General features: G+C 63.2%; 11 protein-coding genes. 9 read left to right on the top strand and 2 right to left on the bottom strand.

Annotated features, from left to right (window positions below; all coding sequences use genetic code 11):
* Positions 1-56: 56 nt before the first annotated feature.
* Positions 57-3,692 (bottom strand): SEL1-like repeat protein, encoded by a 3,636-nt coding sequence (locus HUN39_RS00295; RefSeq protein WP_175092534.1) that lies wholly within the window; start codon positions 3,690-3,692, stop codon positions 57-59.
* 289 nt (positions 3,693-3,981) lie between these two features.
* Here HUN39_RS00295 and HUN39_RS00290 point away from each other — a divergent pair, with 289 nt between their 5' ends.
* From HUN39_RS00290 to HUN39_RS00250, 9 genes are all read left to right on the top strand, one after another.
* Positions 3,982-5,775: an acyl-CoA dehydrogenase C-terminal domain-containing protein gene (locus HUN39_RS00290; RefSeq protein ID WP_175092533.1), complete on the top strand. Its 1,794-nt coding sequence runs from the start codon at positions 3,982-3,984 to the stop codon at positions 5,773-5,775.
* Between the two features lie 81 nt (positions 5,776-5,856).
* Positions 5,857-7,065, top strand: coding sequence for an acetyl-CoA C-acetyltransferase (locus HUN39_RS00285; RefSeq protein WP_175092532.1), 1,209 nt, complete (start codon positions 5,857-5,859; stop codon positions 7,063-7,065).
* Positions 7,066-7,089: 24 nt separating this feature from the next.
* Complete coding sequence (locus HUN39_RS00280; RefSeq protein WP_175092531.1) at positions 7,090-7,905, top strand: hypothetical protein; 816 nt, start codon at positions 7,090-7,092, stop codon at positions 7,903-7,905.
* A gap of 21 nt (positions 7,906-7,926) precedes the next feature.
* Positions 7,927-8,148: a hypothetical protein gene (locus tag HUN39_RS00275; protein ID WP_175092530.1), complete on the top strand. Its 222-nt coding sequence runs from the start codon at positions 7,927-7,929 to the stop codon at positions 8,146-8,148.
* Position 8,149: 1 nt separating this feature from the next.
* Positions 8,150-10,357 (top strand): 3-hydroxyacyl-CoA dehydrogenase NAD-binding domain-containing protein, encoded by a 2,208-nt coding sequence (locus HUN39_RS00270; protein WP_175092529.1) that lies wholly within the window; start codon positions 8,150-8,152, stop codon positions 10,355-10,357.
* 120 nt (positions 10,358-10,477) lie between these two features.
* Positions 10,478-11,302, top strand: a complete 825-nt coding sequence (lgt, locus tag HUN39_RS00265) for a prolipoprotein diacylglyceryl transferase (RefSeq protein ID WP_175092528.1) — start codon at positions 10,478-10,480, stop codon at positions 11,300-11,302.
* On the top strand, positions 11,299-12,381 hold the full coding sequence (locus HUN39_RS00260) for a class I SAM-dependent methyltransferase (RefSeq protein ID WP_175092527.1): 1,083 nt from the start codon (positions 11,299-11,301) through the stop codon (positions 12,379-12,381). The genes lgt and HUN39_RS00260 overlap by 4 nt, the downstream gene beginning before the upstream one ends.
* An 11-nt stretch (positions 12,382-12,392) precedes the next feature.
* Positions 12,393-13,172, top strand: coding sequence for a polyphenol oxidase family protein (locus HUN39_RS00255; RefSeq protein ID WP_175092526.1), 780 nt, complete (start codon positions 12,393-12,395; stop codon positions 13,170-13,172).
* A gap of 42 nt (positions 13,173-13,214) precedes the next feature.
* Positions 13,215-13,805 (top strand): hypothetical protein, encoded by a 591-nt coding sequence (locus HUN39_RS00250; protein ID WP_175092525.1) that lies wholly within the window; start codon positions 13,215-13,217, stop codon positions 13,803-13,805.
* Positions 13,806-13,835: 30 nt separating this feature from the next.
* Here the strand turns inward: HUN39_RS00250 and HUN39_RS00245 are convergent, their stop codons facing one another.
* On the bottom strand, positions 13,836-14,834 hold the full coding sequence (locus HUN39_RS00245) for a TonB family protein (protein WP_175092524.1): 999 nt from the start codon (positions 14,832-14,834) through the stop codon (positions 13,836-13,838).
* Between the last annotated feature and the right edge of the window lie 88 nt (positions 14,835-14,922).

The raw sequence follows: 14,922 nt of genomic DNA, 5'->3' as shown, positions 1-14,922 counted from the left end.
ACGGGACAATAGGAGCGATCCCGTAGATGAATCGTTAATGAACGCCTGGCGAAGCTTCAAAGCTGCGAGACGCGCGGCTTGCCGGAAGGCGACTTCGGCGCCTGCTTGACCGGGGTCTGCTCCCGCGCGCCCTGGCCGCCGCCCGTCCTGAGCGTCGGCGCGTCATTCGCCTCCGACGTCGGGGTTTTGGCGCGGAACGCGGCGGCCAGCGCCTTGGCCGCGGCAAGCTCCTTGGAATCCAGCCGGGCGCCAATTTCGTCGCGCTTTTTGGCCGCGTCGTCGTCGCCCTGGTCGGCTGCGGCGGAAAACCACACGTAGGATTGCTGCAGATCGCGGCTGATGCCGAGGCCGCGGGCGTAGAGGATGCCCAGATTGAACTGGCTGTCACGGATGCCGTATTCGGCCGCCCGACGAAACCACTCTGCAGCGGCGGCGTAATCCGGCTTGCCGTCGCCGCCCTCGGCGAGCAGCACGGCGACATTATGCATGGCGCGGGCGTTGCCGGAATCGGCCGCGCGCTCGTACCACTGCCTGGCGCGGGCGTAGTCGCGCGCGACGCCGACGCCCCTCTCATACATCGAACCTAGCCGGTATTGGGCGAGCGCCAGGCCCATTTCGGCTGCCTTTTCAAACCAATGCGCGGCCACCTTGGCGTCGCGCGCGGCGCCGCGTCCCTCGACAAGACGCGCGCCCATTTCATACTGGGCGACCGGATTGCCCTCGACGGCGAGGCGCTCGATCGTCGCCAAGGCGTCGCCGGACGAGAGCGGCGGCGCCTCGATCGTTCCGGTGGGCGTCGGATCGATGTTCCGCTGTGCGGCGACAGGTTGTTCGAGGGTCGCCGACGCCGTCTCGGCGGGCGGCTCTTTGAGGACCGGCCCAGGCGTCGCCGGGCGCGCGGCCACCGCCGGCGACGAGGCGTGGTTAGAGGCTAGCCGCTTTTCCGGCGACAAAGCCGGCCGAACCGCCTTGGCTGGCGCCTTCGCCTCCTGCTGTCTGAGCGACGGCCCGACCGTCAAGCCGCCCTGCCCCTCCATGCGCGCGATCTGATAGGCGCCGATCAGCAGCATGACCGCGGCAAGGCCTAAGAGCAGCGGACGCTTGCGGTCCTGGATGAGGGCGCTGAAATTGACCACGGCGGCGGCCTGCGGCTTTTCCTGAGCCTGTCCCGCGTGGCGCGCCGCTTCGGCCGACAGAGCGTCGGCCTCAGCCGAAGGCGTTTGCGCAGCGCGGCGCGCGGCGGCGATGAAGTCCGACTGTATCGAGCTGCGATGCGCGGCCTGATCGGCCTCCAGTCCTGGCGGCGCAATGAAAGGCTCGCGCCGCTCCACGACCTCGCCGACCGGCAGCAGGAACTCCATCGGATCGACTGGCGCCAAGGCTTCGCTTACAGCGTCTTGGGCGCCAGAGGCGACCGGCGCGCCGACGCGCTCGCGCGTATCATCGCCGCAAAGTTCGAGCCCGAGTTCGGCATCAGTTGAGCGCCGTACGACGCCGCGGTTCTCGGTCAATTCGTCATCAAACACGCCTAGACGATTGACGACGCGCTCGAGCATTTGATGGACCGCCGTCAGCGTCTCATTCGTGCGCTGGCCGCTCGCGTCTTGCGTCTTGAGGATGTCGTTCAATTCGCGTTGCACAGCGACGCGCACGGCCGCCGGCTGAGCGCCCGCCGCATCGCGGAGAACCTCCGTGGCGGCCCGGCGAACCGCCGCCTCCGCGGCCTGCGTCGTTGCGGACCGCGTGTCCTCCAGGCGCACGAAAAGATCGGTGATCTTCGATTCAAAGCCTATGAGCGCGCCGCTCCCTGCGTCGAGTCGTTCGAGCCGCTGCGCCAGCGCGCCGATCTGAGTTTCGAGCGATTTGAGCGCGCCGTCATCGGCCGTGGGGTCAGCCGTCTGCTTCATGCGGTCGGCGAGCGACCCGACGAGAGCCGCCAGTTCGCTCTCTCGTTTCTCGACGCGCGCGCCGTCTTCGACCCGCTGCGCGAATGCGGCGTGCATACGGTCGAGGCGCTCGACGATGTCATCGAGCCGAGCGTTCTGTTCGCCAAATCTCGGCGCTGAGAATGGATCGTCGAGCCGGTCGATCTTGAACGAGAGCTGCGCGAGCTGACGCTCGACGGCCTGCAGATCGAGATCCCGCGCGTCGGCGGCGAAGGCGGCATCCATTTTTCTGTCGAGGCCGCGCACCAAATTCTCGAGAGCTGCGAAATTTTTGGAATCGCCGGCGCCCGAGGGGTTTTCCAACCGCGCGGCGATCGTCTGTCGAAGCTCGTCGATGCGCTGCGCGAGATCGGCGAACTGACGTTCGGCGTTCTGTTCGGCAAGCATGGCCTCGATGCGCGCGAGCGACTCTGTCGGCGCGCTGTCCACGACGCGGGACTCGAACCGATCGAACCTGCGGCCGATCTCCTCGAACGCCGAGGCGTTATTGTCGCCGTCCAGCGCCGTATCGATTTTTTTAGCGAGCGTTGTGATGAGCGCTTCGAGGGGGGCCATGTTCGCGGCGCCGCGATCGATGCGCTGCGTCAGCGTCTTGCCAAGTTCGTCGATGCGCTCGCCGATCTCGTCGAACCGCGCCGCCGCCGATTGTTCGGCGACGACGTCAAGCTTGCGCGCAAGCCGTTCGAGCCGCTTGTTGAAGGTCTCCAGCCCCTTGCCTGTTTCCGCAGCGACGATGGAGCGGATCGCCTTGACGACTTCGCCAAGATCCGCCCCAGGCGCGCTGCAGGAAAGCGTGAGAGCGTCGACACGTTGCGTGACGTCAATGATGCGTGTTTCGATCCGCTCAAGCGGCAGCGGGCGCGCCATGAGCGCCGTCAGCTGTTCCTTGATCTCGTGAGTTTCGCGCGCGAGGTCGCGCACAGCGGACGCGTTCGCAACGTCTCCATTCTGCAGCTTCTCCAGCCTGAAGCCGATCGTTTCGACATCGGCGCGCAGGTTGCGCACAATAGGAGCCGGATCGAGATCTTCGATCACGGCGCGCAATTCGCCGATAATTCTCTCGGCAGGCGCGAGCGTCTCGTCTGGCACCCCCCGCCCGCGTTGCGACTCGATGCCCTGGCGGAGATCGCCCATCGCCGTTTCGATGGCGGCGACCGATGCGCGCGGCGCGAGCTCGCCGATCGCTTGCGCCACATCCTGGAGTTCGCGACGGACGTTTTCGATTTGTCGCATCATCACGAGCTGCTGGTCGCCGCGCTCGGCGGCGTCCTCGCGAAAGCTGTCTAACCCCTGCGTGACGGAATCGATCGAGCGCTGCAGCGCCTCAAAGCGCGATCCGCCGGAGGCGCCCGACGTCATGGCCGGCTTCGCTACGCCCCCGCGCGCCGCATTTTCGTCCAGGCGCCCTGCAATTTCGGCGAGATGCTGATCAAGGCCGCGCAGCGTCTTCTCGACGTCGACGCCGCAATGTTCGCCCGACAGCCGCGCGAGCCGCGATTCGAGCTCCGCCAGCGCATTTCGAATCGGCCGCGCATTCGCGGAAGGCTGCTCGCCGAGCTGGCTCTCGATACGGCTTTTGGAGAGCGCGGCGATCGACCGCCAGATGGAGTCTTGGTCGACGCTACGGTTCTCCTCGCGTGGCTTTTCCGCGTTGGGAAGATTTTCCTCCCGATGTCCAGCCTCGCGCTCATCTTCGGGCGACTCGGAATTCGGACGACCCTGATCAGGAAATTGCGCCTTGGTCATGTGGCTGTCCGGCGGGATCGACCCGTGGAAATTGGGACAAAAACGCGGTGGAACCGACGCGAACGCCCGAATCGCGCGCGACTGTCGGCGCGAGCCGCCGACCGCCGTGACTTTCCGTCGATCGAAGTAAAGAAGCCGTTAAGAAACGGCTCCAAAGAGCTGTCGCGCTCACGATTGTCGCACCGCGGCTCGCTTGCGCCCGCGCCGGCGCCTCTCTACCTATGACGCAGCCCGAGAGAATCGCGGCGCGACGGCTCGGCCCCAAGCGCCGGCTTGCAAGGAGGCATTGATGCCGAGCTACAAAGCGCCTGTAGACGACACCCTCTTCCTGCTAAATGATGTCTTGAATTTTCAGCGTTTCGGCAATCTGCCAGGCTTCGCGGACGTGACGCCGGACGTCATGTCGCAAATTCTCCTGGAGGCAGGAAAGATCTGCGAGGAGGCGCTCGCGCCGCTCAACCAGATTGGCGACGAAAAGGGCTGCAAGCGCCACGACGACGCCTCCGTCTCAACCCCGCCGGGCTTCAAGGAGGCCCATGACGCTTTCGCTCAAGGCGGCTGGATCAGCCTCGCGGTGCCCGAGGAATATGGCGGACAGGGCCTGCCCTATACGCTGTCGATGGCGATGAACGAGTTCGCCTCCTCGGCGAACATGTCCTTCGCCATGTATCCGGGTCTGACGCAAGGCGCGCTCGCCGCTCTGCTGCGCCATGGCGACGACGAGCAGAAGAAGCTTTATGTGCCGAAAATGGCCGAAGGCCGCTGGTCGGGCACGATGAATCTGACCGAGCCGCAATGCGGCACCGATCTTGGACTGTTGACGACCAAGGCGATGCCGCGCGGCGACGGCTCCTATTCGATCACCGGGCAAAAGATCTTCATCTCCGCCGGCGAGCACGATCTGACCGAAAACATCGTGCATCTCGTGCTCGCGCGTATCGAGGGCGCGCCCGCTGGCGTGAAAGGAATCTCGCTCTTCGTCGTGCCGAAGTTCCTGGTTGACGGCGATGGCGCGCTTGGACCGCGCAACGGCGTCAGCTGCGGCTCCATCGAAGAAAAGATGGGCATCCACGGCAACGCCACCTGCGTGATGAATTACGACGGCGCGCAAGGCTTTCTCGTCGGCGAAGCCAATCGCGGACTGAACGCCATGTTCGTGATGATGAACGAGGCGCGGCTCGGCGTGGCCATGCAAGGCCTCGCGCTCTCCGAGGTCGCCTATCAAAACGCCGCGCAATACGCCAAGGAACGTCTGCAAGGCCGCGCGCTCTCCGGTCCGAAAGACCCCGGAAAGCCGGCCGACCCGATCATCGTCCATCCGGACGTGCGGCGGATGCTGCTCGAGATGAAGGCCTTCAATGAAGCGGCGCGCGGCTTTGCGCTGTCGGCGGCGCTCGACAGCGATATCGCGCATCGTTCCGACGACGCCGCCTCGCGCCAGGCGGCGGAAGACCGGCTCGGCCTGCTCACGCCCGTGCTCAAGGGCGTGCTCACCGACCTGGGGTTCGAAAACACCGTCAAGGCCCAGCAGGTGTTCGGCGGACACGGCTATATTCGCGAATGGGGCATGGAGCAGTTCGTTCGCGATGCGCGCATCAGCATGATCTACGAGGGCGCCAATGGCATCCAGGCGCTCGACCTCGTCGGCCGCAAGCTGCCGCGCGACGGCGGCCGAGCGATCATGGCCTATTTCAAGGACACCACGGAGCTGTTGGCGCCGCTCGAATCGGACGAAGCGATGAAATCCTTCGCCGTCCCGGTGAAGGCGGCGCTCGACGATCTGCAAAAGGCGACGATGTGGCTGATGCAGAACGCCATGGCGAAGCCCGACAACGCCGGCGCCGCTTCTTACGACTATATGCATCTCTTCGGCCGCGTCGCGCTCGGCGTGATGTGGGTGAAGATCGCGCAGGCGGCGATGGCGATCAAGGCGCAAGAGCCTGAACGGGCCGAACTGATGGATGCGAAGCTGTTGACCGCGCGCTTCTACATGGAGCGCATGCTGCCCGAAACGCGCCTGCGCCTGACGCGCATTTCAACCGGCGCCGACACGATGATGTCGCTCGCCGAGGAGATGTTTTGAGGTCAGTCGGATTTCGGCAGTCGGCAGTTGTTACCTCCTACTGCCGAAGCCCGACCGCCGACTGCCGCTACAGGAGACGATATGGCCGACGCTTTTATCTATGACGCCGTTCGCACGCCGCGAGGCCGCGGCAAGCCGGACGGCTCCTTGCATGAGGTCTCCTCGCTCGGCCTCGCCGTCACGGCGCTAGAGGCGGTCAGGAAACGCAACAAGCTCGAAGGTCCCGAAATCGACGACGTCATCCTCGGCTGCGTCGATCCGGTTGGGGAAGCCGGCGGCGACATCGCCCGCGCCGCGGCGATTGCATCGGGCTACTCCTACAAAGTGCCCGGCGTGCAGATCAACCGCTTCTGCGCGTCCGGATTGGACTCGGTGAATTTCGCCGCCGGCGAGATCATGTCCGGCCAGCATGATCTGGCGATCGGCGGCGGCGTCGAGAGCATGAGCCGAGTCGGCATCGGCGCGTCGGGCGGCGCCTGGCCCGTCGATCCGACGATCGCCATTCCCTCCTATTTCATGCCGCAGGGCGTGTCGGCGGATCTCATCGCCACCAAATACGGTTTCTCGCGCGACGACGTCGACGCCTACGCCGTCGAATCGCAAAAGCGCGCGGCGAGGGCGTGGGAAGAAGGTCGTTTCAAACATTCGATCGTGCCGGTGAAGGACGTCAACGGCATCACCCTGCTCGACCGCGACGAACATATGCGGCCGGGAACCGACATGCAGTCGCTCGCCGCGTTGAAGCCCTCCTTCGCCTTTTATGCGGAGCAAGGCGGCTTCGACGCGGTGGCGATTCAGGCGCATCCCGAAGTCGAGAAATTGAATTACGTGCACCATGCCGGCAATTCGTCAGGCATCGTTGATGGCGCCGCGGCGGTGCTCGTCGGCTCGAAAGAGGCGGGCGAGAGACTCGGACTGAAACCTCGCGTGAAGATTCGCGCCTACGCCAATATCGGCTCAGACCCGGCGCTGATGCTGACCGGCCCTGTCGACGTGACGAAAAAAGTGCTGCGTCGCGCCGGCATGAGCATCGGCGACATTGATCTGTTCGAAGTGAACGAAGCCTTCGCCGCCGTCGTGCTGCGCTACCTCGAAGCCTTCGAACTCGATCCCGCCAAGGTCAACGTCAATGGCGGCGCGATCGCCATGGGTCACCCGCTCGGCGCGACGGGCGCCATGCTGATGGGAATCGCGATCGACGAATTGGAGCGCACGGGAAAATCCACCGCGCTCGTGACGCTCTGCATCGGCGCCGGCATGGGCACGGCGACGATCGTGGAGCGGGTGTGATTGCGGGCAAGGAGCGGATTCACCGTGACAACTCTCATTGCAGGCGCAAAAAATGAGGCCGAACTCTATTATGAGTTACAGAAGATCGATATCTCTGTTCCGGGACTCTCCGAAGGACGCACCACTAAGCACACTGAAATCTGGACAATCTGCCGACTGCTTTCTTCTTTAGCGCATACTGGAAAACTCACCTATCCGCTAACAGTAAGCCACGCCGACAAACCGGATTTCTTTGCCTATCTGGGCGATGCCAAGATAGGCATCGAGGTAACGGAAGCGACCTCCCAAAACTACGCGGAGTGTCGCGCACTCGCTGCGAGAGAGTTTCCCGACGCGATAATCGATTTGGGTCTTTTTAGACCAGGGACGCCGAAACTTTCGGCTGCGGAGATACGAAAATCGCTGAGTGAGAAGCGATTGAGATCGGAAGGTTGGGGCGGCAACAGCGTAGAACATGAATGGGCTTCGTATATCCAAGAAAGAGTTGACGAGAAGCTTATCAAGCTGCCCCGCTACAATACTCATGACTGTCAAGAGACATGGTTATCCGTATATTCAAACACGCCATTACCAAACGTACATCAAGAAGCGGCGCTCGACATTCTTTTTCCCTTGCTCAGTGATTATTGGTCACGTACCCCGGCTTTCGCAGCGCTTTTCATCGAGTATGGCCAAACAATCATCCGCATCACCGCCGAGGGTTGGGAGAAATTCACTCTTCATGATTTGTGGAGTCCCTCTGGCCCCGCTGTCAAAACAATCGAAAATTTCGATGATGACGTTACTAACGAAGAACTATGGAACGAAATCGTGCGTCAACCTTCGTCGACGAAGCGCTAAAGGAAGCTTTGAGCAGAGCAAATGAGCAAAAGCGGCGCAAATAAAACCGAGCTAAAGTTTGATCGCGAGCAGGTCGACCCCATCCGTCGTCAATCATCCGGCGAAGAACAAACCCTTGCGGAATTCCTAATGAATTCGCCGCTTCGTGGCTCTGACATCGATCTCGAGAGGATACATGAGATGCCGCGAGAGTTAGATCTTGGGTTCGACGACGACGAAGACGAATTGAGCAAGGAATCGTGAAATGAATCTCACAAATTTCCGCTTCGAGACCGATCCCGACGGCGTCGCGCTTGCGACCTGGGACATGCCCGAGCGCTCGATGAACGTCATCACGCCGGAAGTGATGGACGAGCTGGAGACGATCATCGACACGGTGGTCGCTGATCCGAACGTCAAGGGATGCGTCATCGCGTCGGGCAAGAGCGCCTTTTCCGGCGGCGCCGATCTTTCCATGCTGCAGCATGGCGCCGCGCAATACGCCAAGGCGCTCAAGGAGCAGGGCGAAGACGCGGCGAACAAGCAGTTCTTCGACTTCTCGCGCCGCCTTTCGCTGCTCTACCGCAAGCTGGAAACCTGCGGCAAACCTTTCGCCGTCGCCATTCACGGCGTCTGCCTTGGCGGCGCCTTCGAACTTGCGCTCGCCTGCCATTATCGCGTGATGGCCGATGACGAGAAAACCAAAGTCGGGCTGCCGGAAATCAAGGTCGGGCTCTTTCCGGGCGCCGGCGGCACGCAGCGCGTGTCGCGCATCATGCAGACCGGCGATGCGCTGCAATTCCTGTTCAGGGGCGATCAGATCAAGCCCAGAGCCGCGCTCGGCGCCAAGCTCGTGCACGAGATCGCGCCGAAAGCGGAGATCATCAATCGCGCCCGCGCCTTCATCGTCAACGGCGGCAAGGCGCAGGCGCCATGGAACGCGAAGGAGTTCAAGACTCCGTCCGGCAGGGTGTTCTCGCCGACCGGCATGATGATCTGGCCCGCCGCCAATGCGATCTATCGTCGCGAGACCTACGACAATTATCCCGCCGCCAAGGCCATACTGCACGCCGTCTATGAAGGGCTGCAATTGCCGATGGACCAGGCGCTGACCGTCGAATCGCGCTGGTTCGCGCATATCCTGCGCTCGAAGGAAGCGGCGGCGATGATCCGCTCGCTGTTTCTCTCGAAGAATGAATTGGACAAGGGCGCGCATCGGCCCAAGGACGTCGGCCCCACCAATCTCAAAAAGATCGGCATTATCGGCGCGGGCTTCATGGGCGCGGGCGTCGGCTATATCAGCGCGCTGAACGGCCTCGACGTCGTTCTCATCGATCGCGATCAGGAGAGCGCCGACAAGGGCGTGGCGACGATCGACAAGCTCATCTCGAGTTCTGTCAGCAAGGGCCGCGCCACCGCGGCCGACAAGGATTCGCTGATGGCGCGCGTCGTCGCCACCGCCGATTATGCGGCGCTCAAAGGGTGCGATCTCGTGCTCGAAGCCGTATTCGAGGACCGCGCGGTCAAGGCGGACGTCACCAAGCGCGCGCAGGAGGTTGTGGGCGCCGACGTGATCTTCGCCTCGAACACGTCGACGCTGCCGATCACATCGCTCGCGGAAACCACGCAGAAGCCCGAGAACTTCATCGGCATCCATTTCTTCTCGCCCGTCGAGAAGATGCTGCTCGTCGAAGTGATCATGGGCGAGAAAACGAGCGATCGCGCGCTGGCCACGGCGCTCGACTTCGTCCGCATCATCAAGAAGACGCCGATCGTCGTCAACGACTCGCGCGGCTTTTTCGCCAATCGCTGCGTGCTCAATTATGTTCGTGAAGGGCAGATCATGCTGGTCGACGGCGTGCCGCCGGCGATGATCGAGAATGTCGCCCGCATGGCCGGCATGCCGGTTGGGCCATTGTCGCTCAACGACGAAGTCGCGCTCGATCTCGGGTGGAAAATCCTGCAGGCGACGAAGAAAGACCTCGGCGAAGGCTCCGTCGATCCCGCGCAGGAGCGCGTGCTGCGCTTCATGGTCGAGGAAAACGGCCGGTTCGGCCGCAAGAACGGCAAGGGCTTCTACGACTATCAGACCAATGGAACGAAAAGCCTCTGGCCCGGTCTCTCGGCCCTGGCGCAGAATGAGATCGACCCCGATACGCTCGACGTCGCCGAAATGAAGCAGCGCTTTCTCGTGACGCAAGCGGTCGAGGCGGCGCGCGCCATGGCGGAGGGCGTCGTCACCGATCCGCGCGAGGCCGACGTCGGCTCAATTCTCGGCTTCGGCTTCGCGCCCTTCACCGGCGGCGTCATCTCCTACATCGACGGCATGGGCGCGAAGGCCTTCGTCGCGCTCTGCGACAAGCTCGCCGCAACATACGGCAAGCGTTTCGAGCCGCCGCAACTGCTGCGCGACATGGCGGCGAAGGGCGAAACTTTCTACGGACGCTTCATGACTCGGAAATTGGCGGCGTGATCTGCGTCTCGCGCGCGTTTTGAAACGCTTCAGACTGGACATGACATCCGCAGGGCCGACAGGTAAAAGACAGGCTGGGCGTGTAGGTTTGAAACGCGCGCCCGCGCCCGGACCTGGTTAATGCCGATTTTCGTGCTTCCCTTTCCAGTGATCGATCCCGTCGCCGTCAACATCGGGCCCGTGCCGTTGCGGTGGTATGCGCTCGCTTATATCGGCGGCTTCATCTTCGGCTGGCTCGGCTTGCGCGCGCTCGCCGCAAACGACGCGCTCTGGCGGCGCGGCCAACCGCGACCGAGCCGAGAGTCGCTCGATGATCTTCTCGTCTTCGTCGCCTTCGGCGTCGTCATCGGCGGACGACTCGGGCATGTGCTGGTCTATGATCCGGCATTCTATTTCGCGCACCCGCTGGAAATTTTTCAGACCTGGAAGGGCGGCATGGCCTTTCATGGCGGCCTCATCGGGGCGATCATCGGCATGGCCCTCTATGCCCGTCGCAGCGGCGTGCCGCTGCTCACCGTGAGCGACATTTGCGCCACGGTCGCGCCGATCGGACTTTTCTTCGGCCGCCTCGCCAATTTCATCAAGCCGGAGATGTGGGGGCGCGAAACCGACGTTCCCTGGGCGATGGTCTTTCCCGGCGCGGGCGACGTCCCGCGCCATCCCAGCCAGCTTTATGAGGCGGGGCTCGAAGGCGTCGCGCTCGGCCTGCTGTTATGGCTCGCCGCGCGCCACGGCGCGCTCAAACACCCGGGTCTCGCCACCGGCTTTTTTGGCGTCGGCTACGGGCTGGCGCGCATTTTCTGCGAGTTTTTTCGCGAACCGGATCCGGTTCAGGAAGCGCTGCCCAATGGATTGACCATGGGCATGGTCCTTTCTGCGCCGCTTGTTTTAATTGGCGCGGCGGCGATCATGTTCGCGCTGCGCCCGAGGAGCGCGACGGCATGAGCGCCTTGAAAAGAGAGATCGTCGAGACGATCGCTCATGACGGACCGATGACGCTCGAGCGATTCATGTCGCTCTGCCTGACGCATCCGCGCTACGGCTATTACATGACGCGCGACCCGTTCGGCGCGAGCGGAGACTTCGTCACCGCGCCGGAGATCAGCCAGATGTTTGGCGAATTGCTCGGCGTCTGGGTCACCGAGGCCTGGCGCGCCGCGGGCGCGCCGACTGAGGCAAGGCTTGTCGAACTCGGACCCGGCCGCGGCACGCTGATGTCGGACGTGCTGCGTGTGACGCCGATCGCACCCAACTTCTTTTCCGCCGTCAGCGTGCATCTCGTCGAAACCAGTCCGGTTCTGCGCGAGGCGCAGCGCCAGACGCTGGCCAGGGCCGCGAAGCCGGCGCAGTGGCATTTGGATTTTGCCGAGACGCCGCCTGGTCCAGCCTTCATCCTCGCCAATGAATTTTTCGACGCCCTGCCCGTCAGGCACTTCGTCAAGACCGCCGGCGGCTGGCGCGAACAACTTGTCGGGCTCGACGCTCAAGGCGAACTCGCCTTCGGACTGTCCGATCAGATCGAGCCGACGCTCAATGTTCCGGCGCGCGAAGGCTCAATCATCGAAGTCAGCGCCGTGAGCCAAAAGCTTATCGGCGACATCGCCACGCGGCTCGTCGCCCAAGGCGGCGCGCTGCTGCTCATTGACTACGGCTATGAACAGACATCGCTTGGCGAAAGTCTGCAGGCGGTGTCGCGCCACGCCTATGTCGATCCGCTGGCGGCGCCGGGCGAAGCGGATCTGACGGCGCACGTCGATTTCGCCGCTTTGGCGCGCGCCGCACGCGCGCGCGGCGCCAAGGTGATGGGCCCGGTGACGCAAGCGCAATTTCTGCTGCAGCTTGGCATCGAACGCCGCGCCGAGACCTTGTCGAAAAAGGCGACGCCGGAACAGGCGCAGTCGATCATCGACGCCTTCGAACGTCTCACCGGCGTCGACGACGCGCGCCATCAGATGGGCGGACTGTTCAAAGTGATGGCGGTAACCCATCCCGACATGCCCGACCTGCCCGGATTTTTCGTGTAACATCTGACGCGATGACGTTCGAACCGCCTGCGCTGACCGCGCGAAATCTCAGCCTGCCCGGCCTGCGCCACGCCTTTTTCACCCGCGACGGCGGCGTGTCCGAAGGCGTCTACGCATCGCTCAATGGCGGCGTCGGATCGCGCGACGCGCCACCGCATGTCGAGGAGAATCGCGCCCGCATGGCGGCGCGTCTCGGAGTGGCGTCCGAGCGCCTGCTGGTGCCGTTCCAGATCCATTCCGCGGAGGCGCGCGCCGTGCGCGAACCGTGGAGCGCTGACGCGCGGCCGCGATGCGACGGCGTGGTGACGACGGAAGTCTCGCTCGCGCTCGGCGTCACCGGCGCCGACTGCGGCATGTTGCTTTTCGCCGACGCGAAGGCGGCCGTCATCGGCGCCTGTCACGCCGGCTGGAAGGGCGCGCTCGGCGGCGTCATCGAAGCGACCGTCAGAGAGATGGAGGCGCATGGCGCGCGCCGCGCCAACATCCATGTCGCGCTTGGCCCGGCGATCGGCGCGACGAGCTATGAAGTCGGGCCGGAATTCACCGATCAGTTTCGCGAAGCCGACGAGTCCTTTTCGCGCTTTTTTACGCCGACGGCGCGCGAAGGCCATGCCACCTTCGATCTGCCGGGCTTCATCGCCTCACGCGTCGAGGCGCTGGATGTCGCCTCTTTCGAAGACCTCGGCGTTGACACTTATGCGGATGAAGCCCGCTGTTTCAGCTACCGCCGCAGCGTCCATCGCCGCGAGCCCGACTATGGGCGGCTCGTCTCGGCGATTGCGCTCGTCTGATTTGCCTATCCATAACGACTGCAAGAAACGCGGGCAGACTCGATGATGGAAGGAACGGAAAAATCAAACGCAGAAGAAAAAAGAAACGAGGAGGAACGAGACGGCGCGACTGAACTGGAAAGCCCCCTTGAGGAAAAAGTGTTCCAGGGCTTCATGCTCGTCGCGGTGGTCTGGATGTTTCTGGCGCCACGGTTAGCCTCCGACACCGATTTTTGTCGGAAGCCTATACTCCATATGGCTGAACTACCGTTTTTCGAAAGGGCGATTTATCACGGTTTCATAAAGAGCGCTGAAATCTGCTCCTTCGAGTGGATGCTCATGGAATATACATTCTTCGTGGTCACGGGATTTATTTATTTTGGAGCGCCAATCCCGCCTGTATGGTTCGCGCGACCACGTGCGAAGGGATTCCCTGATCCTAAATTTGGTGACTTCTGCTTTTATCTTATTGGATGCAGCCTCATATGTTACGGACTTACCTATTTGATAGCTCTACTGCCAGTCGATGGCGATTTAAGTTTCGTACGAAAACTACTTTTCCTGTCGGAACGGACGCTTTGTGCGGGAAGCCTGATCTTAGGTTTCGGGCTCTTCCCAACCTACTGGCTATTTTTCAAGAGGCACCGCGAGTAAAGCGCGAGAACGCCGCCACCACGACAACAATCATTTCGTCGCGTAGCTGAAGATCATCGAGTGCGGCAGGCCGCGCGGCGGCGCGGGGAACGGCGCAGCGCGGCGCACGGCGGCGAGAGCGGCGGCATCGAGATCGGGCGCGCCGCTCGGCTGGTGGACAGCCTGATGAGTGAGATTGCCCAACTCGTCGATGTAGAAGACAACCGCGCCCCTGCCGATCGCGCCGCTCCCGCGCACGCGCGGCGGAATGCGCATGTGCGGCATGATGAGGCCATAGAGGATCGTCAGATAGGTCGTCTTCGCGTGGCCGCCGCCGACCGGCGAGAATTTGCGCGGCGCGGCAAGCTTATAATCGGGTATCGGCGCGAGCGCCGCGAGCTGATCGGCGATCGAGTTGGCCTCGCCCTTCTTGACCGGCCCCTTTTCGTTCGGGTCGGGCTTTTCCTGCGGCTGCTTGTCGGGCGCGGCCTTCTCGATGATCTCGGCGTCGCTCTTGTCCTCGATCGGCGTGTCCTTGGTCTCTTCCGGCGCCTTCGCCTTGCCGTCTTCGTCCTCGCCGTCCTTCATGCCCTGAGGCTTGTCGTCCTTGGGCGCGTCCTTCTCCTCCGCGTTCTTCGGCGTCTTCAGGTCCTTCTCCTCCGGCGCGTTAACGTCGGACTTGGTCTTGCTCTCGGCCTCGGGGGCGTCGAAAGCCGGCTTTTCGTCTTCCAGCGGCGGCGGAGGCGGCGGCTTCTGCTGCTGTTTTTGCTGCTCCGGCGGCTTTTCTGGCTCGGGCGCAGGAGGCTCTTCCTGCTTCGGCGCGGGCGGTTCGGTGATCACCTCGACGGGAGTTTCCTCGACGATACGCGGCGCTTCGCGGGCCGAGCGCCAGTCCTCCAAGAGCAGGAACGCGAGGACGCAAAGATGCGCCAGCAGGCACAGCAGGAGAAACATGAGGAAGCGCGGGCGCACGACGAGCGCGCGGCGCCGCCGAATGGCGTCCACGGCCAAGGTCGCGCTAAAGGCGCGTTGTTGGCTGCTGTCGTTCATTGCGATGGAAAGCCGCGCTCCAGCGCCGCCGCTGCTTGCATAATCGATCTTGGTCGGTGATCGGGGGGCGACACTTTAAAGTTATAGC

Source organism: Methylocystis silviterrae, from assembly GCF_013350005.1.
Classification (GTDB): Bacteria; Pseudomonadota; Alphaproteobacteria; order Rhizobiales; family Beijerinckiaceae; genus Methylocystis; species Methylocystis silviterrae.
Note: the sequence above shows the minus strand (reverse complement) of the source record. Positions and strands in the feature narration are given on the sequence as shown.